The sequence below is a fragment of the Pseudoalteromonas aurantia 208 genome, assembly GCF_014858725.1.
Taxonomy (GTDB): Bacteria; Pseudomonadota; Gammaproteobacteria; order Enterobacterales; family Alteromonadaceae; genus Pseudoalteromonas; species Pseudoalteromonas aurantia.
This window is the reverse complement of sequence record NZ_AQGV01000015.1, coordinates 378,963-402,586: the sequence shown is the minus strand read 5'-3', so window position 1 is coordinate 402,586 and position 23,624 is coordinate 378,963. Positions and strand designations below refer to the sequence as shown.

The 23,624-nt window shown below is 40.4% G+C and carries 22 protein-coding genes; 7 read left to right on the top strand and 15 right to left on the bottom strand.

All coding sequences use genetic code 11. From position 1 onward, the window contains the following. Positions 1 to 296: 296 nt before the first annotated feature. The gene (locus PAUR_RS20105) at positions 297 to 1,154 is read left to right on the top strand and encodes an alpha/beta hydrolase (RefSeq protein ID WP_192509511.1); all 858 of its coding nucleotides are present in this window, start codon (positions 297 to 299) and stop codon (positions 1,152 to 1,154) included. 242 nt (positions 1,155 to 1,396) lie between these two features. Here the strand turns inward: PAUR_RS20105 and PAUR_RS20100 are convergent, their stop codons facing one another. The 4 genes from PAUR_RS20100 to PAUR_RS20085 form a co-directional block, all read right to left on the bottom strand. Next, positions 1,397 to 2,563 (bottom strand): murein transglycosylase domain-containing protein, encoded by a 1,167-nt coding sequence (locus PAUR_RS20100; protein WP_192509510.1) that lies wholly within the window; start codon positions 2,561 to 2,563, stop codon positions 1,397 to 1,399. Positions 2,564 to 2,675: 112 nt separating this feature from the next. Further along, entirely contained in the window at positions 2,676 to 3,827 is a 1,152-nt protein-coding gene (locus PAUR_RS20095) for an aromatic ring-hydroxylating oxygenase subunit alpha (RefSeq protein ID WP_192509509.1), read from the bottom strand. A gap of 21 nt (positions 3,828 to 3,848) precedes the next feature. Next, positions 3,849 to 4,049: a hypothetical protein gene (locus PAUR_RS20090; protein WP_192509508.1), complete on the bottom strand. Its 201-nt coding sequence runs from the start codon at positions 4,047 to 4,049 to the stop codon at positions 3,849 to 3,851. Position 4,050: 1 nt separating this feature from the next. Next, a complete protein-coding gene (locus tag PAUR_RS20085; protein ID WP_225738523.1) occupies positions 4,051 to 7,140 on the bottom strand; it encodes a YncE family protein in 3,090 nt (1,029 codons plus the stop codon). Between the two features lie 141 nt (positions 7,141 to 7,281). Here PAUR_RS20085 and PAUR_RS20080 point away from each other — a divergent pair, with 141 nt between their 5' ends. The 3 genes from PAUR_RS20080 (at position 7,282) to PAUR_RS20070 (ending at position 9,415) form a co-directional block, all read left to right on the top strand. Then, positions 7,282 to 7,860: a TetR/AcrR family transcriptional regulator gene (locus PAUR_RS20080; protein WP_192509507.1), complete on the top strand. Its 579-nt coding sequence runs from the start codon at positions 7,282 to 7,284 to the stop codon at positions 7,858 to 7,860. Between the two features lie 79 nt (positions 7,861 to 7,939). Further along, a complete protein-coding gene (locus tag PAUR_RS20075; RefSeq protein ID WP_192509506.1) occupies positions 7,940 to 8,515 on the top strand; it encodes a hypothetical protein in 576 nt (191 codons plus the stop codon). A 9-nt stretch (positions 8,516 to 8,524) separates the two neighbouring features. Next, positions 8,525 to 9,415, top strand: a complete 891-nt coding sequence (locus tag PAUR_RS20070; protein ID WP_192509505.1) for a sterol desaturase family protein — start codon at positions 8,525 to 8,527, stop codon at positions 9,413 to 9,415. Positions 9,416 to 9,484: 69 nt separating this feature from the next. Here the strand turns inward: PAUR_RS20070 and PAUR_RS20065 are convergent, their stop codons facing one another. Then, positions 9,485 to 9,718 (bottom strand): hypothetical protein, encoded by a 234-nt coding sequence (locus PAUR_RS20065; protein WP_192509504.1) that lies wholly within the window; start codon positions 9,716 to 9,718, stop codon positions 9,485 to 9,487. Between the two features lie 372 nt (positions 9,719 to 10,090). Here PAUR_RS20065 and PAUR_RS20060 point away from each other — a divergent pair, with 372 nt between their 5' ends. Together PAUR_RS20060 and PAUR_RS20055 are read left to right on the top strand one after the other, a co-directional pair. Further along, entirely contained in the window at positions 10,091 to 11,440 is a 1,350-nt protein-coding gene (locus PAUR_RS20060; RefSeq protein WP_192509503.1) for a sphingomyelin phosphodiesterase, read from the top strand. Positions 11,441 to 11,745: 305 nt separating this feature from the next. After that, a complete protein-coding gene (locus PAUR_RS20055) occupies positions 11,746 to 12,177 on the top strand; it encodes a TraR/DksA family transcriptional regulator (RefSeq protein ID WP_192509502.1) in 432 nt (143 codons plus the stop codon). Positions 12,178 to 12,313: 136 nt separating this feature from the next. Here the strand turns inward: PAUR_RS20055 and PAUR_RS20050 are convergent, their stop codons facing one another. The 5 genes from PAUR_RS20050 to PAUR_RS20030 form a co-directional block, all read right to left on the bottom strand. Further along, on the bottom strand, positions 12,314 to 12,637 hold the full coding sequence (locus PAUR_RS20050; protein WP_192509501.1) for a hypothetical protein: 324 nt from the start codon (positions 12,635 to 12,637) through the stop codon (positions 12,314 to 12,316). A gap of 365 nt (positions 12,638 to 13,002) precedes the next feature. Next, on the bottom strand, positions 13,003 to 13,785 hold the full coding sequence (locus PAUR_RS20045) for a hypothetical protein (RefSeq protein WP_192509500.1): 783 nt from the start codon (positions 13,783 to 13,785) through the stop codon (positions 13,003 to 13,005). A gap of 387 nt (positions 13,786 to 14,172) precedes the next feature. Next, positions 14,173 to 15,132 (bottom strand): DUF4350 domain-containing protein, encoded by a 960-nt coding sequence (locus PAUR_RS20040; protein ID WP_192509499.1) that lies wholly within the window; start codon positions 15,130 to 15,132, stop codon positions 14,173 to 14,175. Positions 15,133 to 15,362: 230 nt separating this feature from the next. Continuing rightward, positions 15,363 to 15,869: a hypothetical protein gene (locus PAUR_RS20035; protein WP_192509498.1), complete on the bottom strand. Its 507-nt coding sequence runs from the start codon at positions 15,867 to 15,869 to the stop codon at positions 15,363 to 15,365. A 565-nt stretch (positions 15,870 to 16,434) separates the two neighbouring features. Beyond that, complete coding sequence (locus tag PAUR_RS20030) at positions 16,435 to 16,941, bottom strand: hypothetical protein (RefSeq protein WP_192509497.1); 507 nt, start codon at positions 16,939 to 16,941, stop codon at positions 16,435 to 16,437. A 321-nt stretch (positions 16,942 to 17,262) separates the two neighbouring features. On the opposite strand from PAUR_RS20030, the gene PAUR_RS23670 reads away from it, so the two are divergent. Continuing rightward, the gene (locus PAUR_RS23670; protein ID WP_225738522.1) at positions 17,263 to 17,451 is read left to right on the top strand and encodes a hypothetical protein; all 189 of its coding nucleotides are present in this window, start codon (positions 17,263 to 17,265) and stop codon (positions 17,449 to 17,451) included. Between the two features lie 188 nt (positions 17,452 to 17,639). On the opposite strand, the gene PAUR_RS20025 is transcribed toward PAUR_RS23670, so the two are convergent. The 5 genes from PAUR_RS20025 to PAUR_RS20005 form a co-directional block, all read right to left on the bottom strand. Further along, positions 17,640 to 18,506 (bottom strand): hypothetical protein, encoded by an 867-nt coding sequence (locus PAUR_RS20025; RefSeq protein ID WP_192509496.1) that lies wholly within the window; start codon positions 18,504 to 18,506, stop codon positions 17,640 to 17,642. Then, positions 18,503 to 20,962 carry a fimbria/pilus outer membrane usher protein gene (locus tag PAUR_RS20020; RefSeq protein ID WP_225738585.1) on the bottom strand — a complete coding sequence of 820 codons (2,460 nt, stop codon included), beginning with the start codon at positions 20,960 to 20,962 and terminating at the stop codon, positions 18,503 to 18,505. Before PAUR_RS20020 ends, PAUR_RS20025 begins: the two co-directional genes overlap by 4 nt. Before the next feature lie 8 nt (positions 20,963 to 20,970). Next, the gene (locus tag PAUR_RS20015; RefSeq protein ID WP_192509495.1) at positions 20,971 to 21,666 is read right to left on the bottom strand and encodes a fimbria/pilus periplasmic chaperone; all 696 of its coding nucleotides are present in this window, start codon (positions 21,664 to 21,666) and stop codon (positions 20,971 to 20,973) included. A 227-nt stretch (positions 21,667 to 21,893) separates the two neighbouring features. Next, positions 21,894 to 22,181: a hypothetical protein gene (locus PAUR_RS20010; RefSeq protein ID WP_192509494.1), complete on the bottom strand. Its 288-nt coding sequence runs from the start codon at positions 22,179 to 22,181 to the stop codon at positions 21,894 to 21,896. 252 nt (positions 22,182 to 22,433) lie between these two features. After that, a complete protein-coding gene (locus tag PAUR_RS20005; RefSeq protein ID WP_192509493.1) occupies positions 22,434 to 23,297 on the bottom strand; it encodes a PhzF family phenazine biosynthesis protein in 864 nt (287 codons plus the stop codon). Positions 23,298 to 23,624 lie beyond the last annotated feature (327 nt).

Sequence of the window (23,624 nt, the reverse complement as noted above, 5' to 3'; positions counted from 1 at the left end):
CCACTTTAATTACAAATATTATCAAAGTCTCAATACAAAAGTGCAAGCACCGCTTATATAAACACTGAAACAAGGCCATGTGAGGGATGTTACATACACAGGCAAGGCGGCTCTACACATCACACATTTACATATAACCGATTGATAATTAATACAATAAAATTCAACACATCATATCATATACAAATCAGCTAAACGTCAGGTCTTTTAAACACAATGCCGATACAGTGAGCTTGAGTCTTTAACCTGAAACCACGTCTTCAATATGGCTTAGCAATTAATAAGGAAGTAACATAATGAACATTAAAAATAATTGGGTAATCACTTTGGCTTGTATACTCCTCCTACTTACGGCAAATGTAAGTGGCGCAAGCTCTTTCACGTTACCCCATACACACGTAATACCAATTAAAGACACACAGCAAGCCAGGCAATACGAACTGTATATAAAGTTGCCTGAGGGATATAACAAACATGAAGATACAGCTTATCCTGTCATTTATTACACCGACGCTCAGTGGCATATGGAGTTGTTATCAGGTGCGACTGCATTTCTTATGGAAAATGCCATTTTAGTTGGGATTTCCTGGCAAATAAACACCAAGGGGGCATTAAAAGACAAAGAGGCCAGTGCAAGTCGTGGTCGTGATTTCTCAATAAGAGCATCAAGCGACCCCAAAGTTCAAGCCAAACATCAGCTGGGTCAAGCAAATAATCACCTAGCATTTATACGAAACGACATCATTCAATATATCGAAAACCAATATAACGCTGACCCAAATAATCGTACCTATTTCGGCTTTTCGTTTGGTGGATTATTTGGTAGCTATATCTTAATGGCGCAGCCTGATACGTTCAAAAACTATATTCTCGGCAGTCCATCTCTTTGGCGCGATATTCCTCACTTATTAGAGCTTGGCACTCAACATAAGCAACTCAATGCCAATGTATTCATCTCATACGGTGCGTTGGAAGATAAGTTAAGTATTCACGTCAATGAGTTTGTGGAGTTGCTGCACAAAAGAAATGATAAAAGCTTAAAATTGCAAAAAATTGTCATTGAGTCCGCAGGCCATAGCGATTCCTTTCCTATGCTCGGCGTGCGCAGTATTAGCTGGCTATCAGCACTCATCAGCGGCCAACAAAGTAAGTAACCTCAGCTCTGGATAAGCGAATTTGCCCAATAAAGCTATTTTTCAAAACACTTTCTATTCCAATACCCTTATCCAAACCTGAGGTTAAGTAATAAAAGGCACAACTATTAACGCCGATTCAGTGTACAGCATAAATTAAGCCCCCTATAAGGCCTATGAGACTTTAGTTTCAAAGGCCTTAATATTTGTTTATTGACATACTATTATGCCATAAGCTGTACTCATAACGGCAATGTGACCGTCTATAAATACTTTTCCTTGGCTTTGGTCACCTTTTCTAAGTAACGGCGCGATTCATCACGTGGATGCTGGTGACGAAGGCGTTTATACACACTAGACGGAGACTGTGCATTAATTTTTTGTACTGCTGTTGTACGGTTTGGATGATAAGTTTTGAACACATTACCCGCCCCCCCATTATAGGCTGAAATAATGGTATACTCTCTGCTTTGCTGATGACTTACTCCCACAAGATAACGTGTGTTTAAAATTTTCAAATACGCGGTACCAATATCAATGTTTTGCTTGGGGTTCAGAAGCACTGACTTTGTGGGCTGCCCCGTGCGTTTTTTCTCTATTTTATACACATCTCGACCTGCTGTTGCCGGAATGACCTGCATCAGCCCATAGGCATTGGCATGACTAACGGCATAAGGGTTAAAAGAGCTTTCAGTCTCAATCACCGCGTAAATGAGTGCTGGGGCTATGTTGTATTTTTTAGCTGACGCTAACACATATTCACTGTACTTTAAGTGACGCAAGTGTTTGTGGTCACGCACTAAGTTAAACCCGACATGAGATATCTTTTTATCCCCTTCAAACGTCGTTTTCAGCTTATTGGCAACTAAATAATCAGCATACCGCCGAGCCCGCCATTCGAAACGGACTAACTGACCATCTTGGTCTCGTACTTGGGGATATAAAAAAGGGTCACCTGCAACCTTAGGGGATTGGCTAGAAAAAATATCCGTTTGACTAGGGTCATCAGAAGTTAATAGTGTTTCAAATACCGCCTGTGAGAGTTTTTCACTGATTTTTTTGGTGGCAATGGTTTCAATTTTGACCCACCCTGTATCAAAATCCACAATAGCACGGGCTTTATAGTCATTTGAATACTTCACATAGCGGGTATTACTGGGCAATTCTTTATTTCCCTCACCCCACACCTGCTCAATGATTGTGTCTAAATTAGCAAGTAATTGCTGCACTTTGACTGTATCTTGACTAATTGCTTGCTGAGAGCGCTTTACTCCTTGCACTATCGCCACGATATCATTTGGGTCTTGACTAACTTGTTTAGTCAGCTTTTTAATTTCGTTCGCAGACTGAAGATCTAACGTTGACTGACAAGACGCGACCCAAAACAACACCATCACGGCTGTCAGTGTCTTTACAACTCCTCTGTGCATATATTTGCTCTCTTAGCGCTGCAAAATGCCTTATTTTTTCATTGTAATCGATATGACATGAAATTGCGTGTCAATTACATCAAAGATAACAACAACCTGCCTTAAAAGATAATCATCGCCAGTGCGGTTTAATACACTCCCACACAAGCTTTTTATGTTCTCTCACAGGGCACTCTCCATATTCTGCGCTTGGCCCAAACTCAAAAAACGGGCTAGAAAAAGATTTCTGCAATTGTTCACACACATAAATATCTTCTTGCAAAAAGTTCGCAGATCCAAGCCCATGCTTATCATCATACCCAGAGTCTTTCGCTTTAACCTTTTTGTTCCAGTAACTTGCTGAGCGAATACTTTGCTTCATAAATTCTAATGCAGAACCATTCTTCATTTTTGTGCGAATGATCACTTTGCTACGATCGACAGCGACTGGGACTATCTGAAAAACAGACCATGAGGACTCAGACTCAGCTAACCCGATACCTGGAAATAGCATCGGCACCCAAGTGCCTAGTTTTTCTATCTTTGTATCGTAAATAAGTGGGTAAGGCGAATTCTGCTTGATGTCTTGTTGATACTCTTTTGTTAATGGTTCCCAAAACCGAAAGTGCGGTCCAATAAAACCAAACTCGGCACGTTTATGATCATACATATTCAATGTGCCAACATGAAGGTGAGCTAAATGGTAGTGATCAATATAATTTTCAACAACAACCTTCCAATTCGCTTCTATATCTTCAATGATAATACTGTCTTCAGGTTCAATTAATGTCTCAACTTTATGAGGCCCTAAATAAGGTGCTATTGGCGAAAACCATTGCTCAATTGATTGAGAGTTGGGATCTGGATGGACCCAAATCATCCCTCGCCAAATGCCCACATTCGCTTTCTTTAAGCCATAACAACTTTTATCTAAGGCCGGAAACTCCCTGCTTGCTTTAGGCAATGATAATAGCTTCCCTTCTAAATCGTAGGTCCAATCATGATAAGGGCAAACAAGTTTATTGCTTGCTTTGCCTTTGCCATCACGGAGTCTGGTGCCTTTGTGGCGACACATATTATGAAAAGCCAAAAGCTGCTCGCTTTTACCTTTAATCACCAAAATATTATTCAACCCTGCTTGCACTGTCAGATAATCACCTTCAACGTTTAAGTCTTCAACTAACCCAGCAAAAGCCCATGTAGTTGAAAAAATATGCTGCTGCTCTAACGCAAAAAACTGTGGTGAAATATAAGCATCAAGCGGTAAACCATTTTGTGTATTCATAACAACACCTTTACAACAGACCTAATCATAAGGCCAATAAGGAAATATAAAGCAGCTTGCGGCCACCACAGCCCATACAAGCATGGTAAACCAATACATCCCTGGCTCACTCTCTCTACGATATGCCTTCCAAATATACGCCTCGCCACGGATCAAATCGAATAACAGCCATAGTATTAGCACAAATCCTAACCAATAACTCCATGGTAATGTAGGCCACATACTATTTCTCCTCATCGGCATTTAAAATGCCATCTAAATCATAATCTAGCGCTGACTGCCACCCTTTGCCTGGCACAGTACAAGTATAGGTCAAGTTATTGTTCTCTTCCCTTGCCAATAAACGTATTTGTATCGATGATAACGGCTGTTCATATGCCGAGTCTGAGCGGTATGTTTGCGTTTTACTCTCAAATAAGTAGCCTCGCTTGCGATTGTTAATCGTTCCTAATGCAATCAAGTCACACTCTGTCACCTTCCCCCCTAAAATTTTAGAAATAAACGGCGTTTTCGCGCGTTGTTCTAATAGCGTAATACGGTTGAGCACACCTGCTCCTGACAGCGCCGATAGGGTAATTTGTTGGCCGACTATGGGAGCCAAATCATTGTCAAATTCCATCATATAATCCACCAAACCTTGACGCGTTGAGGCATCAGGGATCCCCACTTTTCCAAAATTGAAATGACAACCATGACGCTCATTTGTTCCCGGTAAACACCCTTTTTCGCCATTATCAAAAACCGCGCCTTTTAAAAAGTTTCCGAGTTGATCTGTTGCCCCATCATGTAAAAAACCAAAGCCTCGAATTTGATCACCTTGATGTTCTTTCGTATGTGATGGTAAAAACCCCTCTCTATCAGGCAGCCCAAACATGCCAACACGGGTGTATAGATTTCTAAGCTGAGGCACTTTCAATATTTGAATCTCGCCACCGTGAGCCACCTCACCGCGAGTCCCATAAAAGCCTTGTGCATGATCAACGCCATGACACCCTTGACAATTTACCCCATCTGTACTTTCACCATTAACAGAAGTGTCTTCTGCTGCACCATCAGACCGTCGAGAACCATGAAAAAAACCAGCGCCTTTTTGGGCCGACAAAGACAGCGTATTGTCTAAATTGCGGATCGGATTCGGTGGTAATGCCACGCGCAGCATAAAATCAGCAAATGTATCGATATCTTTCTCAAGCGCAATCACGTCAGGCGATTTTTCAGTCGTATTTACTGACTCTGGCAAGCTAATATCTAACCCGAGTAAGCCTTCAAATGCGACAATAAAGTTCTTAAATGAGCTTTTTTCGTCGAGCGTTTGTTTACTATCCTCACCGAAGTAACCCACTGAACGGTCTCCCCGCCAATGCATATGTCCGTGATTACGCATCCCTCGAAGGGTTTGTGTTCCCATTGGGCCTTTCATCGCTGCAAACGACTGTAAATCCCCATTGCCATTAATAACATCGAGTAATTGACAGCTTTCATCAGCTGGTCCAACGAGCGAACACCCTAGCTCTGATATGTTTTGAGTCGGAAATGGTTGCGGATTTTTACCATTTGAGGCATCAGGATTGCCTAAATTCCAACTCAAATGATCGGTATCACCAAAAATATGGCAGCTAGCACACGAAGACTCTCCATTTGATGATGAGCGGTTGGCGTCATACAACATTGCTCGGCCCGCACTAAAGTCTTGCGGTTCTAAAGTCGGCATATATAACCGTTGCTTTTCACGCTTACTATTTAAATCAATACTAACCAAACTATTATCAAAGCGTGTAAATACATACAATGCACTTTGAGCTTCATCAAGCAGCAACCCAGCTGGGCCTCCTTCAACGGAAAAATATCCCTGGCTCAATACCATAGGGTCAAACTCCTTGCCTTCATTATCCCAAAACTGGTTATTTTCTAACTGCGAAGTTGGCAATACTGCTACTTTGTTTGAACCAATAACAGCGCTATAAAGCGTTTTCCCATCTTGTGATACCGCCAGTTGCATAGGCGTCGATAAGCTATGCTGCTTAACCAAAGCATTGCCTTTAAGGTCAGTATAGTTAATATGTCGATTTAAATGCCTTGCACGCACTTCTTGCGTACTTGGAGTAATAACTGTAATACGACTTCGTGCAATGTCCCCTTGAACAGTTGATCCAGCATATGCGCCAGCCCCTTCAAAACGCGTAGCGTTATTTGCTTGTGTATTTGAAACATATACATTGCCTGATTGGGGGTTTACTGCCAAATTAAACAAGGTTGTTCCCACATGTTTATACGCAGCACGCTGGCTTAAGGAGACAGTATCAATTGCGAACACATCTAGGTCTGGTAAGTTGAAACGAATGCCATTTGAAAAGTTTCTACGTTTACTATCTAACCACTGCTTTGTGCGGTTATCATATTTGACAATCATACTGGTCCAAGGCTGAGCAACCCCGTCTTTATTAATGCCCGGCGCCGTTCTTCCACCAGGTAAATAACCGTCCTCTAATCCGTTGGGACTGGTTAACCCATCCAATACTTGACAAGGGTAAGCTCCATATTCATCATCTTCGTAACCAGCACACATCACAGATTCATGGACAGCCGCAGTTTGATTACCCGAATTCAGCACTCCTGCATAAATCGTTTTTTGATCTGGTGTAACCGCCAAGCCACGTAGCGTATCTCCAAACAGGGACACTATTTTTATCGGTTGCCCACCCAATGTTTTCCCTAAATCATTTACGTTAAAGACCCAAATATCAGCGCGCCCTTGTCCCGCTTGATGCAATGCAGGATCACCAGCTCCATCAATATTTTTTAACGCTGGGTACAGCCTTTGCTGACCACGATGCGCTGTGGTGATAAATGCTTTATTATTCGCAAACACAATATCTCTAGGCTCATCTCCTACCAGTAACGTCCGTGTGACTTGTGCAACTGTTCGACTAAGGTCAACCACACTCACAGAGTCTGAAAGGTGGTTGACTACCCATGCTTGGTTTTGCATCACAGCGACTGAAACAGGCTCTAAACCAACCGTAAGCGATTGTTGATGGGTAAGCGCCCCATCAACAGATACAGTAAATATCTCGAGGCTATTATTAGATGTATTCGCAACCAATAAACGCTTGCCATCCGCTGTTTTCGCGATTGGTCTAACCGGTGCTGACTCAAAACCAATAAATTCAGACCTTGCCAAAGGGGGGGCAACAATACTTGGAGAAGCATTCATTGCTTGAACTACTGACACTATTTTTGTTTGTTCACTTGCGCCACACCCGATAAATAACATGAGTGATAGCGGCACCATTAGCTGAGTGATTCTATTCATATAGATGATTACCTCGACATATTGAATCATAAATTGTCAACTAGACAATTTATAGCTTACCTTACTCTCTTTTAAATTGTCAACATGACAATTTAAAAGAGGATCGCTATAGTAGAGATATAAATGTAATGGGAGAGAACAATGGCAAGGCCGAGCGTCGCAGGACAACGTCGAGAAGAAATACTCGATGCACTTGAGGTTTGTATTTTAGAAAAGGGTATTCAAGCAACGTCACTAGAAAACATTGCTGAGACAGCCAAAATGAAACGCACTATTTTAAGGCATTACATTGGTAATCGTGACGACATAATTTGTTTATTAAGTGAACGGTGGCGAGATAAATATACTCAGCAATGGCAGGAATTATTAACATGGCTACCATCATCAAACAGAGCTGAAGCACTCATAGATTCGCTGTTTTCTTCTCGTAGTAAAGAAAGTATCAATACCACAATCATTGGTGAGGCTTTATTTTCCGAAGCAAAAAGGCTTGCCCCCATCAAAGTCCACCAACAGCACATTATGCAGGAGTTCATTCAACATCTTATTCATGAGTTTCAAATACAATACCCTGACGCTGAATCAAAGAGAGTAGAACTTATTGCCTATGGTATTTACGCTAATTATCTTATGGCTGAGTCTTTATTACCGTTAGGTTTACTTGATGAAATTTATAAGTTCAAACAAACATCTGTATTACTTTGCTCACAATTAACGTAAAAACTATAAATTTTCACATTGACAATTTAAAGCTAAATAACGTAAATTACACCATCTCTTCTTATATATGGTGTGTTGTATGAATCTATTTAGTGCAATATTTACAAGCGTTATTATTGTTGTTCTTTTTTGGGGGCTCGCGTTGTTTCAAGGAAATAATGCAGCTGCCCAAGAAATCAACTTAAGTCCCAGCACACAAATCATAGCGCGTAATAAGGTAGCCACTATTGATAACAAAAGCGATAAAATCGCGCCAGATACAATCCGTATTGCCGGCGTGCGCAAGCGGATTCCATTGCATAATATCGGGCAGTTATGGCAGCACTTTAATCAACACAGTACGTTGCACCAAGCGCTTAAAAAAGCCCCTCAAAAAGTCTATGTTTTATATTCAGCGTTATCAAATAACTATCAACAAGCTGACGTAGTCATAGGTTATGACATAATTAGCCTAAGCCAGTTCGATAAACCCTACACAATAGATACGCACCAATACACTGAACTATTACCTGTTGATAAATATACTGAAACTCAATTAACTAACGCCTGGAAAGAAATAGACTATAGTAAAAAAGTAGCATATGTACTTGAAGTACATGCTTTAAATCTATCTGGCAAAACAACATCAACGCAAGTGTTCGTGTCGTACAACTAGGAGCGGAGCATGGAACTTTTAACACAACTATTTACACCAAATGAAATATGGGGCCTAGAGGCTTGGATTGATGATTGGTTTTTCGTTATCGCCATCGGCTTATTTATTGTTGAATGTCTGCGCTACGTGGTGAAAAAGCAGTTTACTAAAAATTTTTTCGGGGACAGTGTGGCCAACTTTGTTACATTGGGCATGTTTATCCTCATCGTCGCTGTTGTCGCGGCCACTTATGCGGGCATATTTTTATATACTTACAATCACTTTCGTATTACTGACTTACCACTAAATGGCTGGAGCATACTTTGTTGTATTGTAATTGCTGATCTCGCTTATTATTGGGAGCACCGCTTTTTACATAAAAATGGTTTTGGCTGGGCTACGCACACTGTGCACCACAGTTCGCCGCATTTTAATATTTCGGTAGCCTATCGCCATGGTCCACTGGACTGGTTTTTTCCACTGTTTTTTCACTTACCTTTGGCTCTGTTGGGCTTTCACCCATTTATAATATTTTTAGCCGAAATAGTCGTACAAGTGTTTCAAACCTTATTGCATACCGAGACGATAAAAAAACTGCCTCGTCCTATAGAAGCAATTTTTAATACCCCATCTCATCACAGAGTGCATCATGCGACCAATAAACAGTATCTTGATAAAAACTATGCCGGTATATTTATCATTTGGGACAAAATGTTTGGCACATTCGCACAAGAAAATGAGCCAGTAACCTACGGAGTTTATCCGAGGTTAAATAGCGTTAACCCACTGAAAGTGTTTTTCTCGGGTTATCTCACACTTATAAATAGGCTATGGCGTGCGCCGACTTGGGGTTACAGGCTAAACTTACTGGTAAAATCGCCTACATGGGCATGGCAAGAAGAGCAAAAACAAAAAAAGTAGACTCATACAAGAGTCTACCCTTAATTGCTATGTTAGCACTTATACAAAGTGTAAGTGCTAACAAAATATCTAGTTCGGACCACATACATTTAATGCTGTTGGGCAGTCACACGCTGTATAAGCGGTTAAAACAATTGGAATAGTGGGGCCACACTGGTTCTGATTTGACTCTTGGTCACAGTAAGCTGTGTTACCGGTATTTTGCCCTGCTCCCCCCGCAATCAGCGGGGTATTACCAATTGATAAACGGTTAGTATTTGTTGATAAGCACTTGAGCGGTTTCTTGCTAAATTTTAATTTCATTTACTATCTCCTTTTAGTTACACCAACAAAATTAACTCAAACTTAGTACTTACTCAACCCACACACCACCTTCCGCTTACTTTCCACCTCCATTAAAACATTAGTTAACAATTTAGCAGAGGTACTTTTAGCCTTGTTGTTATGATGCTGTCATGAGTAAGTTTGGTAAACTTGGTTAATTATCCCTTTATAGCGGATGCACGCGACAAACCCCCCAAATGTAATAATAATGTAACTATTATAGTTTACTTTCCTCCGATAAAGCTCTGTTTTATTACTGCAAAAACTTTTTATGATTTTAAAAATCAATAATATATAAGCTACCTTGCAAGAAGTAGAGCAATCAACCTAACAATTAAAAAGGAACTATACATGATCCCCCTTAAACAGTGCAGAGCACTCGGTTTAATCATCGTTGGTATTTTGTCTGGCTTATTATCCGGTCAAGCGTTGGCAGAAAGCTATATGTATTTAACCAATAACACCATGGCCCCCCTCACACTCAATACCCAGCAAACGGGGCATAACAATATTCGCCATGGTGATCAGTGGCAACAATTGGCAACGGAAGTTCCCCCTTTAGCCACGGTTAAATTCTTACGCTTTAACAGAGACCAAGGTATTAAGTGGGGGAAAGAGTATGTTTTCACAACAAGGGTTAATGGTACTGAACAACCGGTTTACCTAAAGCAGAAGCTGCTCGGTACCATGACATTCAGTAAAATGTCGCTCAGTGCTCAAAATGACCCATGGTACGATGATCGCGATATTCACTATGTCTCGATTGACGGTCAACAACAAACTTTGGCGTTTAAATCATCTTCAGCCAGAGCCTCGGGAGATGACATTCACTACGTCATTCATAACCAATTCGCCAAGTCTGAAAAATCTGAGTATTCAAACGAATTAAATGTACTGACTTATAACACATGGGCATTATTACCCCCACTGGCCTCTAAAAATACAGGCGACCGGCTCGATACCATCGCTCAGTATATGGATAATTACGATGTAGTTGTATTTCAAGAAGTTTTTGACCCTATCTTGACGGCTAAGTTCAGAGCAAATGTAGCAAAAACCTATCCGTACATGACCGAAATTCCATGGAAAGCAGGTAAGATTTTGACAGGTGGCTCATTCATCGCCAGCCGCTGGCCAATTGAAACCCAAGATGCCGTTGTTTATAACGCTTGCCGAGCTGATGGCTGCTTGGCTGGTAAGGGAATGAACTATGCAAAAATAAGAAAAGGCAGCAATGCTTTCCATATTTTTGGCACCCATACTCACGCTTATACCAGTGAGCAAGATGTAACGGTTCGTTTTGAACAACTGGCACAGTTAAAGCGCTTCATTGACAGCAAACACATTCCGTATGAAGAGCCAGTGATAATGGCGGGTGACTTTAACGTAGATAAAATCAACTATCCACAAGAGCACTTGGCTTTCCTTGCATTATTAGATGCAACAGAGCCACAAGCCACTGGCGCTTATCCTTACTCTTACGCTGGCCCAGTTAATATATATGCAGACGATAAATTCAATGAATATTTGGATTACGTGCTGTATAGCAATGGCCACCTGACACCTTACGCATCAGAAAATAAAATGCTGACACCGCGCAGTATCGATAGTCAACACTGGAAAAGCTGGGATTTGTCTGATCACTACCCGGTAGAAGGACGCTTTGCGTTTCCCTTGCCTCCTGAGTATATGCCTTTTTGAAGCCTCAGGTAACCTTAAAAATGGGGCTTCTTAACTGAAACCCTTAACTTTCATTAGTAAAGTGTTCTTGGTGTTTTCATGACCAAGAACACGCACCTCTTTTAAGTGGCTGGCCACGCATTTTCACTCTATAAACAAGGGTAAATTGACCATACGTAGATTTACCATCGCACTTTTGGCATCACTCTCTGTTTGCCAATACAACACTATTTTTATAACCAAACAACAAATAGAAGGCTATAATATGCTATGGATGATATGTTATAACATAATATTAATATTTTAAAGTAATGTGGATGGGTAATATGGAAGCAGGTAAATCAGTATCTGAATTAGCGCTAGAGCAAAAAATCCTCGACGCACCTGAGGAAGATTATATGAATGCGGAGCAATTGGCGTTTTTTAAACAAAGACTTATAGAGTTACATGACGAAACGAGGGCACATATTCGTGATGCAAAAACACAAATACTGAATAAACCTGACGTAACCGACCCAAGTGATAAAGCCACCTGGGAAGAGCAATGTAGTTTGTTAATCCGCATTGTTGAACGCGAGCAAAGGCTGTTACCAAAAATTCAACAATCACTTGAACGCATTCGTCTAGACACATACGGCTTTTGTGAAGAATCGGGCGAGCCAATCGGGATCCCTCGGCTATTAGCGAGGCCGACTACAGAGTATTCTGTCGATGTTAAAGCAGTACTCGAAATGAAAGAGCATATGCGACAAGAATAAGCAGCAATAAATAGGCTAAATACAACCACGACTATTCGTCGCCTTTCATTTAGTCTGTTTTTCAGTCAATACTTTTGGCATCAATGGTTTGTCACCATCGACTTTCCCTCCTACGGTATCTTATACATATCTCATTTCACGTGTAGTCTTGGTAAACGGAAAGCTTTGTAAGCTTGTTTTCCTTGTTAAATAAATAAGTGAGGGCGATACCATTTGGCCGATGGTACAAATAGACATATCGGCCATCTGAGTTATGGTCTATGTAATCAGGTGTACCTAAACATACTTTAATGAATAAATTAGATTGACCTTGGTCAAACCCATCTACAGATTTGGGGCACTCTTTTCTTGTGGTGTTTTCATACATTTTTGTTATTTCGAAGTTTGCTGAACCTAAACCAACTTCTTTGAATGTAATAAGGTATTGGGTCACTTCATTGGCTTTTTTGACAACCCACATTTCACGCCAAGATTGAGAATCTGAGATTCCAACGGGTTGTTGAATAACAAACTTGAATAGCTCTGAGTTATTGATGGTAGTACCAATCTCTTTTTCTAAACCAGCTTTAACATCTAAAATTAGCGTTGTATTTGCAAGTTAGCCCTCTTTCGAAACTCCAGATTTTATTTTAGAAACAGGGGCAAGTCCTTCAGTAGATTTACACCCTGTAAAAAATAAAAAACTCAGTGCGAACGCTATCGTATATCGCAAAACATCCCCTTATATAACTACGCAAACTTAATAAAAGTACGCCTTACAATAGGCTCTAAATTTCCTACGACAAGACAAGTGAAAAGCATAGATAATCTAAACACATTAACCTATCACAGGCATATGAAAGCGCTGATATACCATCTAGTATTCTGGCTAGTGAGTTGCTGTTTGAATACTGCCGGATAGCCTTTTTCTGATAGCACTGTTTCCGCAAGCTTTTCTAAAGCATTAGCCTGTGTCGTTTCATTTTCACTTCGCCTAATTGCGTAGCCTGATACTTTATACCCAGTGCGTGAATTGACTGAAGGGTATAACTCTCGAACTCTAATTCGACCTTTCGCTCCTTCTCGCTCAAGTTCTTGTTTTATAAAATTAGCTTGTTCTTTCGCATGAGTTCCAGATGACGTACACCAAAAAATATCATAATCCCAATCCTCCCAATCAAAAGAGGGCTTAACACTTCTATTGATTCTTAAGTTACTGTTTTCATCACGCTGAAACTCTTTTTCTTGTACAATTATGTTTGCTGCTTCTTGTTTAATTGTTGGGGTACCACCTTCTTCTAAAACGCCCAACAGACGGCGCCTTAACTCGCCATCGACCATAACTAGCACAAACTGTTTTGCGACTTCTTGCTTGCGTTCATTTTTTTCTTCTAGAGATTGTTGCACGAGGTCATAAATTTTAAAATTAAACTCACGCTCGGCATCTATTTTTTCACGTTCATCTCGCGCTTCCTTAATCGCAATATCTACAGCGGCAATCCGCTGCTTCAGCTCGTGGTCTACCTGTGAAATTGAAGAATTCAAAAAAGCAACCATCGTCGCTGTTGCAACCGTAACAAGCGGTATAAAAACACTTTTTAGAAATGCACCAAAAGACGCCCAATTCACTTTATACTCTCCTTAAAAGTTCATAATTTGGTATTCAATCGGCACCTAGCTTGCAACGCATAATTATATGCTAAACAAAGGCGATACTTGCCCTGTGTGCCTAGAATTATATTGTTTATGCTACGGGAATTTTTCTTTTATGGCGTACGCTGTATCAAACGCGAATGTGCTATTTGAACTTTTGTAAGCTATCCCTGCATACTCAGTCTATATTAGGGGTCTATTTTAAAACACACAAGCTACTTTCTGATAACAAAATCAGAAAGTTATGAGCAGGTATATTAAGATCCATAAAAAATCATTGCTAGCGTGCCCAACAGGCGCAGCATTGCATCAACACCTCTTGAAAAAGATAAAATAGCTTATTAAATAGTATTTGCTGCACCTTTAAATCACACCAGCAAGCCAAGCCATCAAATTTAATAAAAACATTTCATTTTGTTCAGCGCCTTTAGATGCTAAACCAAATGTTCTTCCTGATTCAGTATCTAACTGAGACGAAAACATCATTCCCTCAGCAAATACAGCTACTCGACCTTTCCCAATCTCTAATACAGCACCTTGACTCCACCCGTCCATAGACACTCTAGGCGTATCCGCGTTTACTTGAAAAGGTATGTCAGGGACAATAGAAAAAGCGCCTTCACCAAAAGTTAAAAGTGATGTCGCCTCAGGTGGTGCTTTAAAAGCTGAACCACCAAATGTTCTCACCCGCTCTATGCTATTAGGTTGAATCGTACTTTTTACCGTTTCAGTGACACCGGTCGGCAAATAACGAAGTTGTTCACTCTGAGTAACTTTAGCGGTAATTATATGATCACCGAGCGTTTTGTCATGAGCGTAAAACATCGCATTATTCACATGGCCATGACTGAATTTAAAGCCAAATTGACCGGCTAGATTTTCAATCATTTTAGGAAATGGAGTATGATCTGCAATTAAAAAAAGTGAGCCTCCTTGTTGTACCCATATTTTAACAATGGACACTTCTTCGTCAGTCAGTGCATCCGTAAATGGCGGGGCCCAGTCTTTTCTATTTTTATCTAGCGCATTCGCAATCACGAGTATATCAGCGCGATGTAGACTCTTTGCAGAAAAACGTTCCTGATTAGGTCGAACAGTATATCCATCACTCTCAAGAACTTGCGCAAAAGGCCTGAACCGCCCATTTGTTGTTAAAAAATTATTGTGAGCTTCGTCTATAAATACAATAGGGCTGTTTTTACTTGAAAAGGTTTGTTGGGTATTTTGAGGAACAAAGTTTGAGTCGGCTTGTTGAGCTCTATCAGAGCAACCGAGTAATACGCTCAGAGTGACACCAACAAAACAGGTCTTTAATGATCTCATTTTCCATTTCCTTATTGAATACACCCGTTTCAGATTTAATTAAGATTACACCTCTACAGAAAGCGAATATACCCAAGAAGGGTTTAGATTGTAACAAGAAATATTAACAAAGCAGCGTTGAAAATAGGACACTTTTTAGATTGAAGCGGTAGTACGCGTAACAGTGTTAAAAAGCACTCACCATATAAAAGATTTGATCTTTATACCATTTAGGCAGCATAAATTGAAGATTAGTTAGGACTGACTGTGACCGTAATTGTATCGGAATAAGTACCCGAATCGTTTAGACCGTTTGACTGAGGGGTAATTTTAAGTGATGTCGCTTGTGTTTCACCTGTGTCGCCTGTACTGGCTCCAGTTGCTTTAGTGTGCTTGTATGTACCCGATTCTAAGTCGATACCAGCGGTATCACCGATGTTGAGTGTATAAGCAATTTTACTCCCCTGAGTATTACTAGCAACTAGAAAACCACCATTTGCTGACGTATATTCCGTTGTTGCGTTTTCGCCTGTATTACACCACACATCAAGCGTACCGATTTCTTGTGTTTGCTGTGAAGCGTCTAACTTCAAGCTTGTCACACTATTGTTGTTACCACTGCTTGTTTTACACAAGGGTTCAATCGTACCTTCAAAAGCAAACTTAGCCTCAATACCAGATGTATCTAATACTACCGCAGCTGTGCCCATTGAAGTGATTGCAGTTGCAACTAGCAGTGATTTTAGTAATGTACTCATCGCTTTTACCCTTAAACCATCAATGGTATCTTATACCTGTTTCATTCCACTTACTAAAGGTCTTATAACAACTTCTGAAGTGGAGAACAAGTACCAATCGGTGTCGATAACGTAATACAGGGCACATATTAATATCGTCATACCTGACTCCCACCCTATCTCACCTTATTTCATTATTGATATTTAAACAACAGCCTCTCACTTAGTGTAGCATAGCGCATTCAATTATCTTGTATCAATTCAGCAAAACAATAAAGGCCCAGCGAGTCCCACACTGATAAATTAAGTTGCGTAGCATCGTTAATAATCACCTAACATTGTAACCGGTTAAATGGTAATGGGTTTAATGAAGATAGCCTCTTCAAAAATACAATGGCATCCAAAAATAGGAGTGTGATGATAATAAGAAATAGTCTAAAGCGAACGCTGAAAATAGAAGGTTTTTAGATGGGAGCAGTCGTACAAGCACGTGTATTAAAAAGAGCCAACTACAAACAATAGTTAGCTCTTTTGATAGTTCAGGCAGTCTAGATTAAGCCATAAACTGTGCTGCCTAAATTTGAAACTAGTTAGGGCTTACTGTAACAGTGATTGTATCTGAGTAAGTACCTGCATCATTTAGACCATTTGACTGAGGTGTAATTTTAAGTGATGTAGCTTGTGTATCACCTGTGCTGCCAGTACCTGCAGCTGTTGCTTTAGAGTGTTTGTATGCACCTGTTTGTAAATCAATACCTACTGTGTCACCAATGTTAAGAGTGTAAGCAATTTTGCTGCCCTGAGTATTATTGGCGACTAAGAAACCACCGTTTGCAGAGGTATATTCCGTTGTTGCATTTTCACCAGTGTTACACCAAACATCAAGGGTACCAATTTCTTGTGTTTGTTGTGAAGAATCTAATTTTAAACTAGTCACACTATTGTTGTTACCGCTGCTTGTTTTACACAGTGGCTCAATAGTGCCTTCGAAAGTAAATTTTGCTTCAGTACCAGAGGTATCTAATACTGCCGCCGCAGCGCCCATTGAAGTGATTGCAGTTGCAGCTAATAACGATTTTAGTAATGTATTCATGGCTTTTTCCCTTTTAACTAAACACTGGATTAGTTTTTATTTGGTTTTTAATGATGAGGTGTTGTCACCTTTTGATTATTTAAAAGCAATAGGCATACCAAGAATGAAAAAATAATTAATTATTTTTTATTTATGCCAACAAAAACCAATTAAATAATTTAATAACAACAACTTAGGCGCATTCTAAAAAAGATAAAATAATCATCCTATTTCTGAGACCATTAGCCGCAGCCTAATTTTTTAAGGGTCAAAGCCCCTATCACGTATTTTTGACGCAGAGAAATTAACTTTTGAAGGCGGCTCTTTTTAGATGTCGATATTTTGACGGATATAGAAAACAGAGTACGATTGCTCAGTATGTTAGGGGCTATGTTTGTTCACGTGCACGGCGAAATACAGAAGAAGGTAAATACGAATTGGCCTGTAAAATACAGCTTTGACATGAAGCCAGTTAACCAACAGTTGCAGCATGCTGAGCAACACTACAACAACTCAGCACTATCTACCTAACCTCAGGTTTGGATAAGAGTTTTGGAATAGAAAATGTTTTGAAAACAAACTTACGTACAATTCAATGATGATATTTTGTTCAATATCAAGGCGTTTTCATTTGTAATAGCGGGCTATTACAAATGAAAGCAACGCCGAGAGTGAGAAAAATAGCTTTATTAGGCAAATTCACTTATCCAGAGCTGAGGTTACCTAGGATATACCGTCAGCGATAGGTTATCTTGATAGGTTCCCGCTGGCATCAGCTCAACGTTGCCAAGCTTAAACTCAAACCCGTACCATTTGTTTTTTACACCAGGATAGAAATTATAGCTGCGATAGAGCCGCTCAGACGATGAGACTTGTGAGTTATCAAACTTAATTGAATAGTCTATCAGCGCTTGTTTGTTGGTTTCGTGACGTAATCCATTATATTCAGAATCAACGACTATATCGTACGAGCTGTTGCTCAATATTTTAATGCCCCAATTAAAGCGCATATTACTTTTCAATTCACCCAAATCGATATGGTAATTGCCATTGTTACCCGACACTTTGCCTTTGCTCGAATTTGACAGCGAAATAGCAACCTGTGGTTCAGAGTAATAGCTTAAGTCTAAGTATTGTTGATCAATGATTTCATTGTTTTTGACAACAGATACAACGACATGACCCGTATAGGAACCGGCAGGGAATAAACTATAATGTCTTAGTCTAACCCACATTTGTGTTGCACGATCTTTTAGGTTGGATCGCCAAATGCCATTTCTTACCTTAATTTTTTTAAACTGCGAATTGTACAACTTTGCATACTTGTCTTGAGTCGGGCCTGAAAACACCATTGAGTAGTAATAAACATCCTCAACCCATATTTCATCCGCACAGTTCAATAAACTGTCTGAAACTTGTATTTTTATTGGAATGTATACCGTGACTCGATTGTTGTACTCTTCAATAATATCTGACGGGTTTGAGGTAGCAAACATATTGCCATCGCAATCATTTCCTCTTGCGAATGCGCTCTGTGCAGACAACAAAAAGTTCAGAGTTAGCATAGTAAAGATTGTAAACTTCATTTGTTATCACCTCCTTTCAGTTGGCTTTTCGCAAGTTCAAGCGACCCAAGCCTTATAAAACGTTGCTCTACGTCAGTAATACTAAAGTGCCCGATCATACCCCCTATTTCAACAATATACTTGCCTACACCAATGCCTTCGACAACAAAGCGCCCTGTGCGGTTGGTAAATATTGCGATGCCTGTTAGGGCTTTATCTTTACTATTTAGGGGCTGTTTTTTAAACACCGTCCCTCGTTTCATTGCAATAGGTATGCCTTTGTCATCCAATAAGTTTCCTATTGCTGTATAAGAGAGTTCTGAGCCAATTTGAATATGGTGTCCTGTTGTGGCGCCGCCGACCAAAACATACACGCCGGGGCCCCAATCATAACCCAGTGGAGCGCTTGGCACATCAATGTTCAACTGTGCGCTAGTATAACCAGTACCAAGCTCCACAAGCGCACCAATATGGTCACTTGGTTTAGTTTGAGCTCGCCCATGGCGGTCCACGTTTACTAAAACATCTGCGTCATTTAGCGTGTTATGTTTGCTAATAACAGCAAAGGGTGCCGTTGTTGTGGCTCCCATGCCAAAATGGCCATCAGCAACCCCTAAACTGGTTGATATATTGATACTGGAACGGCTGTCACCCTGCTGTTGCTCGCGAGTAAAGTTAGTTGCACTCACATCTGCTCTTATAAATGCGCCGGTATAGCTTGCATCCACTTGCTCTTGTCTAAAGTCACTTCCATGTTCTGTCCGTACTTCATAGCCGTAGTCGTTGACGAAGTTATTGTTTGTTTTTGCATAACTTGCGCTGGCCACTTTATCTTTGCTGCTATATTGTGCTCGCGCTCTATTACTCGTGTCTCGATTATAATGATTCCAGGTAAAGTTTAAGAAAAACTGGTTTTCAGACACAATGCGTGTGTCGGTGCTATCAGTATGCGAAAAACCAGTGCGAACGCGCATATCTTCATAACGCAAGTTAAGCTCAAGAGCTGCATTGTCGGTAACAATATGATCATCACCTCGGTCACGAGACACACTTAGGTTAAAATCCACGTGCTCATTTATAAAGTAACTATAATCTGCAAATGCCCTTTTGCTACTAGAGATAGTGCTGAATTCTTGCCACGGTGTATTGGTAAAATCTTGCCTAGCTTCGTACCCGAGTCGCAGATTGGGTGAGCCAAAATTACCATGGCCAAAAATACTATGTTCTGTTTCAATAGAATAGATATTGCCAGACTGAGCATGATTCACTTTGCTCTGTGAATAACGAAAAGAAAGATTGCCTACAAAGTTGTTTACGGTCGCGATAGTGCCCACCACATAGCCTGTCGAATGCGCTGCGGCGTTAATCCCCAGTGTGAGCCTGTCGGTTACACCATACTCATAATTGCCAGAAACAAACAGGTCGTCGTCATACTTGTAACGGTCCTGCTCTATAGAAGAAAGGCGGCCTATGGTAAACGCGTAATCACTCAACCCTTTTGCAAGCAGCCTTGCATTGTAATGAGTGGTAAAATAGAACTCTTGCGTTTCACCGTTGGCGTAAGTTGCAACGACTTGAATATTATTGACGCCTGACGTAAGTGGAAGGTCACTCAGGTCATAGCGTCCTGCTTTTAGTCTGATCCTAGAAATCAAAAAGTCATTAATATAAATTTCTAGGTTGGCGGCACGAGGCAACACAAACTGTTGACTATTACTCGGCGTTATCTTGCGTTGAGGTTGTAATCTAGAATAGGCTTTTTCAATGCTAAGCCCACCAAGCTGAGCACCGGAGAGGTGTCCTGTACTGTTGAATTGCGTATCCCCAAGCGTAAAACGCAGCGGCGCTTCAGGTATGTCATAAAACAAAGCAATATCACCGCGATATAGATCACTCGCTTGGCTGTTACTATTGTCCCAAAACAATGAACCTCGCATATTAACTCCGTCGCTGCCGCCAACATTGGCATTCATCAGCCATTCAAGCTGCGACCTGTAATCATGGTTATTATTACTGCGCTCATGGTTTAAGTTAAAATTGTTTAACATCGCCCAACTAGTTTCACCAGTTGGTCTATCGAAGTGCTTTTGTTTACCATACGTTAAACTGCCAGTGGCCATCGCAGTTTCTGCTAACATCATCTCTATGGTGAGGTCTTGAGCCTGCATTTTTAGAGTAATGCCTTGTTCTGCATATTCCTCTATCGTAATGGGCACATTTCCTTTTTTGGTTAGCCAGTCATTGACCTTATCACTAAGTACAGTTTGCAAACTGTTTTTAAAGTCAGAGGCAACAATAGCGGTAATTTGAACCCCATTAGTTGCGGCAGAAACTTGCCCCACTTCGGCAGCATTTAGCCGCACGGGAAAGTCCATATTGAAAGTTGCCGCAAAAGGTGAGCAAGCCCAAAATAGTAGTAGTGAAAAAATGACACACTTATACTGAGCAGGCTGAGTAAAAAAGCCCAGTTTAATCATCACTTATCTTACTTTTTACTAAACAGGTTGATAAGCGCGGCACTTTTCGTAGGCTTTTCCCCTAACAGGGGCTTCAGATCTAGCTCTACTTTGTGCCCTGGCATAATAAAGCGCCCGGGTGTGATAGATTGAAATTGTGCCCATTGCACAATGGTTTTACCCTGATGAAAATGGTAGTCAAAGTGCGAAAGGTTTAGCACGCGTTGACCCTCATTACTAATTGTCAATGTGCAGTCGTCTAGTTGCACACAGTTTAGCGTACTTTTTTGTTGCGCATTGACGCCGTCGGGACTGACAAAAACTAAGGTTGCAAAGTTGAATACCATTTTAACACCGGATTCTTCATCTTCGTTAGGTAAGGGTAATTGTTTAAAAACGATGCGGTAGGAGTTGGTTTCTTTTAACTCAGGGGAGCCTAAATATTTAGCGCGAAATACTTGATAACTCTTTGCAGGTACTTCTACTTGTGGAGGAAGTACAATAAAGTCATCTTCTGCTGGTACCAACACTTCTTTTTGGTTTTCATCGAATGTACGCTTGAACACCTCAATTTCAATCGGCAGAGCAGTGTCTCTGGGGTTTTGCAGTCGATATGTGACGAGTGACTTTTTACCCTGTGATGCAAGATCAACGATCATAGGCTGAACTTGATAGGCCATAGCCGGGGTCGACAACCATAAAAGCAATAACAACAGTTTACGCATCAGACTTCCAATTTAAAAACAAGGTAGAATTTTTGCTATACGATACCCTGCCTATTCGTTAATACAAGCGTAAATTGTAATTTAGTAATCTTACTTCGTCTTTTAAATTTGCCAGAGGGTCTTAATATACGCAACTTTAGCAGGGGTATAATTTAACACTGCAATTTAAATCAGTACTAACAACCTCATCATTAATTCATCTCCCCACCTCTTTCGCAAAGCAACATCTAACCCACCGCTTTAGAACTTTTAACATGCCTTGTATTTTGCGTGTCCCAAGCATGATTCTTATCACCATACCTAATAAAAACAACGTGGCTATAAAGACTGTACATCAATATCAGTGCTACGGGTGTATGTATAGGATCGAAGTAGCTCATGATGGTTTCCAAAATAACCAAACCTAAAAGTACCAATTCGATTCTAATTTGAGCTTTTCGTGATGCAGTGCCCAAAGCTGATATTCTAAAGAACCAATGCTGCGCTTTCCAATGTTCAGATTTTTTATCTATCACTGTAACTTCCGCTGTTAATAAGTGTCGGTGACGAAAAATACACGACATACTGCTGACAGTAAGCTAATTTAGCACCACAAACTATTCCCCTTGGTATTCACCTCCGGTTTCGAGTGGTAGCTTAAAAATAAGCCAGCACCATAACGAGTATGTCGAATCAAAGGGGTTGTGAATCAAAAAGATCGTAGTCGTTGATTGATAACAGTTCTAGAATAGCGTTCCTAGCTACCCAGCGGCGTTATTATTTTCTTGTTATATAGAGATTTCAACAGTATCAATAACATCAGCGAACCCACCGACTCTCACATCGATTACTTGTGACTCTTCTATTTGCACAGAAGCGGTAATGATTGAAGTACAATTCATTGCCCTACCTTGCTCAAAAACGTAGTCGCACCCTATGTCTAAATGTTCGGCGAGATAACAGGCTAACGCACCGTTAGAAGTTCCTGTTGCCGACTCTTCAGAAATTCCAAACAGTGGTGCAAAATTACGACAGCTTGCGGTTAATGTATTTTGCTGTTCGTAAAGTTCAAAAACATGGAAGCCAACCACTTTATGTTTTCTACAAAATTCGGCAATATTATGATCGTTTGGCTTTATTTTATCTAAAAAACCTAACGGAACAGGAATAATGACATCGGGTAGTCCTGTTGAAATAACTTCTATAGGCAATGTCGTTCTTTCTAGGATATCAACTTCAATACCAAGCACATCTGATATTTCTTGATATGAAAAATCACGCAACTTTTGTGGTAATTGTTGCTCCATAACTATCTTGCCATTTGGATCAATACACACAGCAAGCATTCCAGCTTTGGTGCGTTGAACATAGTTTCCAACAGGGATAATAGCTTTTTGATACATTGTTGAAAACGCAGCGAGCGTAGCATGACCACAAAAGTCGACCTCACTGGTAGTCGTAAAAAAAGAGACTTCAAAATCCGCTTCGTTATCCTCTGAAACAAAAGCGGTTTCCGAAAACCCAACAGCCTGCGCGATTTTCAATTTTTGCGTATTTGATAATTTATCGGCGTTAAAAACAACCCCCGCAGAGTTACCACCTGTTCCATTGTCGGTAAATGAATTGACTAACGTGACTTCGATACGCTCCAAAGCTTCCCTCTCCTTATAACGAGTCTGTAGAATTACTCATTTTAAAATTGGTTTTAATTAGTGTGCCACCATAACGGGATTCCTATTTAAATTCAATTGTTTAGTGATTTTATAGCTTACTAATCGTTAACCTGTTTAAGCATTGTATTTGGTCGCACATTAGCAGAAGCTGAGAAGTATCTAATTATTATCCGTGGTGCATTTGGAACTTGAATTCGGGCATTTTAAAATAAATTCGAATTGTATATGGACTCAGCGCCTTTTACATTGCACAACGACATGGTTAAGGGTTGTGCAATTAAATATTATAGAAAAATCACCTTGATT

Excerpts from the sequence above, each read along its gene's own strand:
- PAUR_RS20105 (WP_192509511.1), top strand. The coding sequence starts at position 297 with ATGAACATTAAAAATAATTGGGTAATCACTTTGGCTTGTATACTCCTC.
- PAUR_RS20025 (WP_192509496.1), bottom strand. The coding sequence starts at position 18,506 with ATGAAGTTTACAATCTTTACTATGCTAACTCTGAACTTTTTGTTGTCT.
- PAUR_RS20070 (WP_192509505.1), top strand. The coding sequence starts at position 8,525 with ATGGAACTTTTAACACAACTATTTACACCAAATGAAATATGGGGCCTA.
- PAUR_RS20050 (WP_192509501.1), bottom strand. The coding sequence starts at position 12,637 with ATGTGGGTTGTCAAAAAAGCCAATGAAGTGACCCAATACCTTATTACA.
- PAUR_RS20090 (WP_192509508.1), bottom strand. The coding sequence starts at position 4,049 with ATGTGGCCTACATTACCATGGAGTTATTGGTTAGGATTTGTGCTAATA.
- PAUR_RS20075 (WP_192509506.1), top strand. The coding sequence starts at position 7,940 with ATGAATCTATTTAGTGCAATATTTACAAGCGTTATTATTGTTGTTCTT.
- PAUR_RS20020 (WP_225738585.1), bottom strand. The coding sequence starts at position 20,962 with ATGATTAAACTGGGCTTTTTTACTCAGCCTGCTCAGTATAAGTGTGTC.
- PAUR_RS20100 (WP_192509510.1), bottom strand. The coding sequence starts at position 2,563 with ATGCACAGAGGAGTTGTAAAGACACTGACAGCCGTGATGGTGTTGTTT.
- PAUR_RS20095 (WP_192509509.1), bottom strand. The coding sequence starts at position 3,827 with ATGAATACACAAAATGGTTTACCGCTTGATGCTTATATTTCACCACAG.
- PAUR_RS20035 (WP_192509498.1), bottom strand. The coding sequence starts at position 15,869 with ATGAGTACATTACTAAAATCACTGCTAGTTGCAACTGCAATCACTTCA.
- PAUR_RS20055 (WP_192509502.1), top strand. The coding sequence starts at position 11,746 with ATGGAAGCAGGTAAATCAGTATCTGAATTAGCGCTAGAGCAAAAAATC.
- PAUR_RS20040 (WP_192509499.1), bottom strand. The coding sequence starts at position 15,132 with ATGAGATCATTAAAGACCTGTTTTGTTGGTGTCACTCTGAGCGTATTA.
- PAUR_RS20015 (WP_192509495.1), bottom strand. The coding sequence starts at position 21,666 with ATGCGTAAACTGTTGTTATTGCTTTTATGGTTGTCGACCCCGGCTATG.
- PAUR_RS20030 (WP_192509497.1), bottom strand. The coding sequence starts at position 16,941 with ATGAATACATTACTAAAATCGTTATTAGCTGCAACTGCAATCACTTCA.
- PAUR_RS20080 (WP_192509507.1), top strand. The coding sequence starts at position 7,282 with ATGGCAAGGCCGAGCGTCGCAGGACAACGTCGAGAAGAAATACTCGAT.
- PAUR_RS20085 (WP_225738523.1), bottom strand. The coding sequence starts at position 7,140 with ATGAATAGAATCACTCAGCTAATGGTGCCGCTATCACTCATGTTATTT.
- PAUR_RS20060 (WP_192509503.1), top strand. The coding sequence starts at position 10,091 with ATGATCCCCCTTAAACAGTGCAGAGCACTCGGTTTAATCATCGTTGGT.
- PAUR_RS20065 (WP_192509504.1), bottom strand. The coding sequence starts at position 9,718 with ATGAAATTAAAATTTAGCAAGAAACCGCTCAAGTGCTTATCAACAAAT.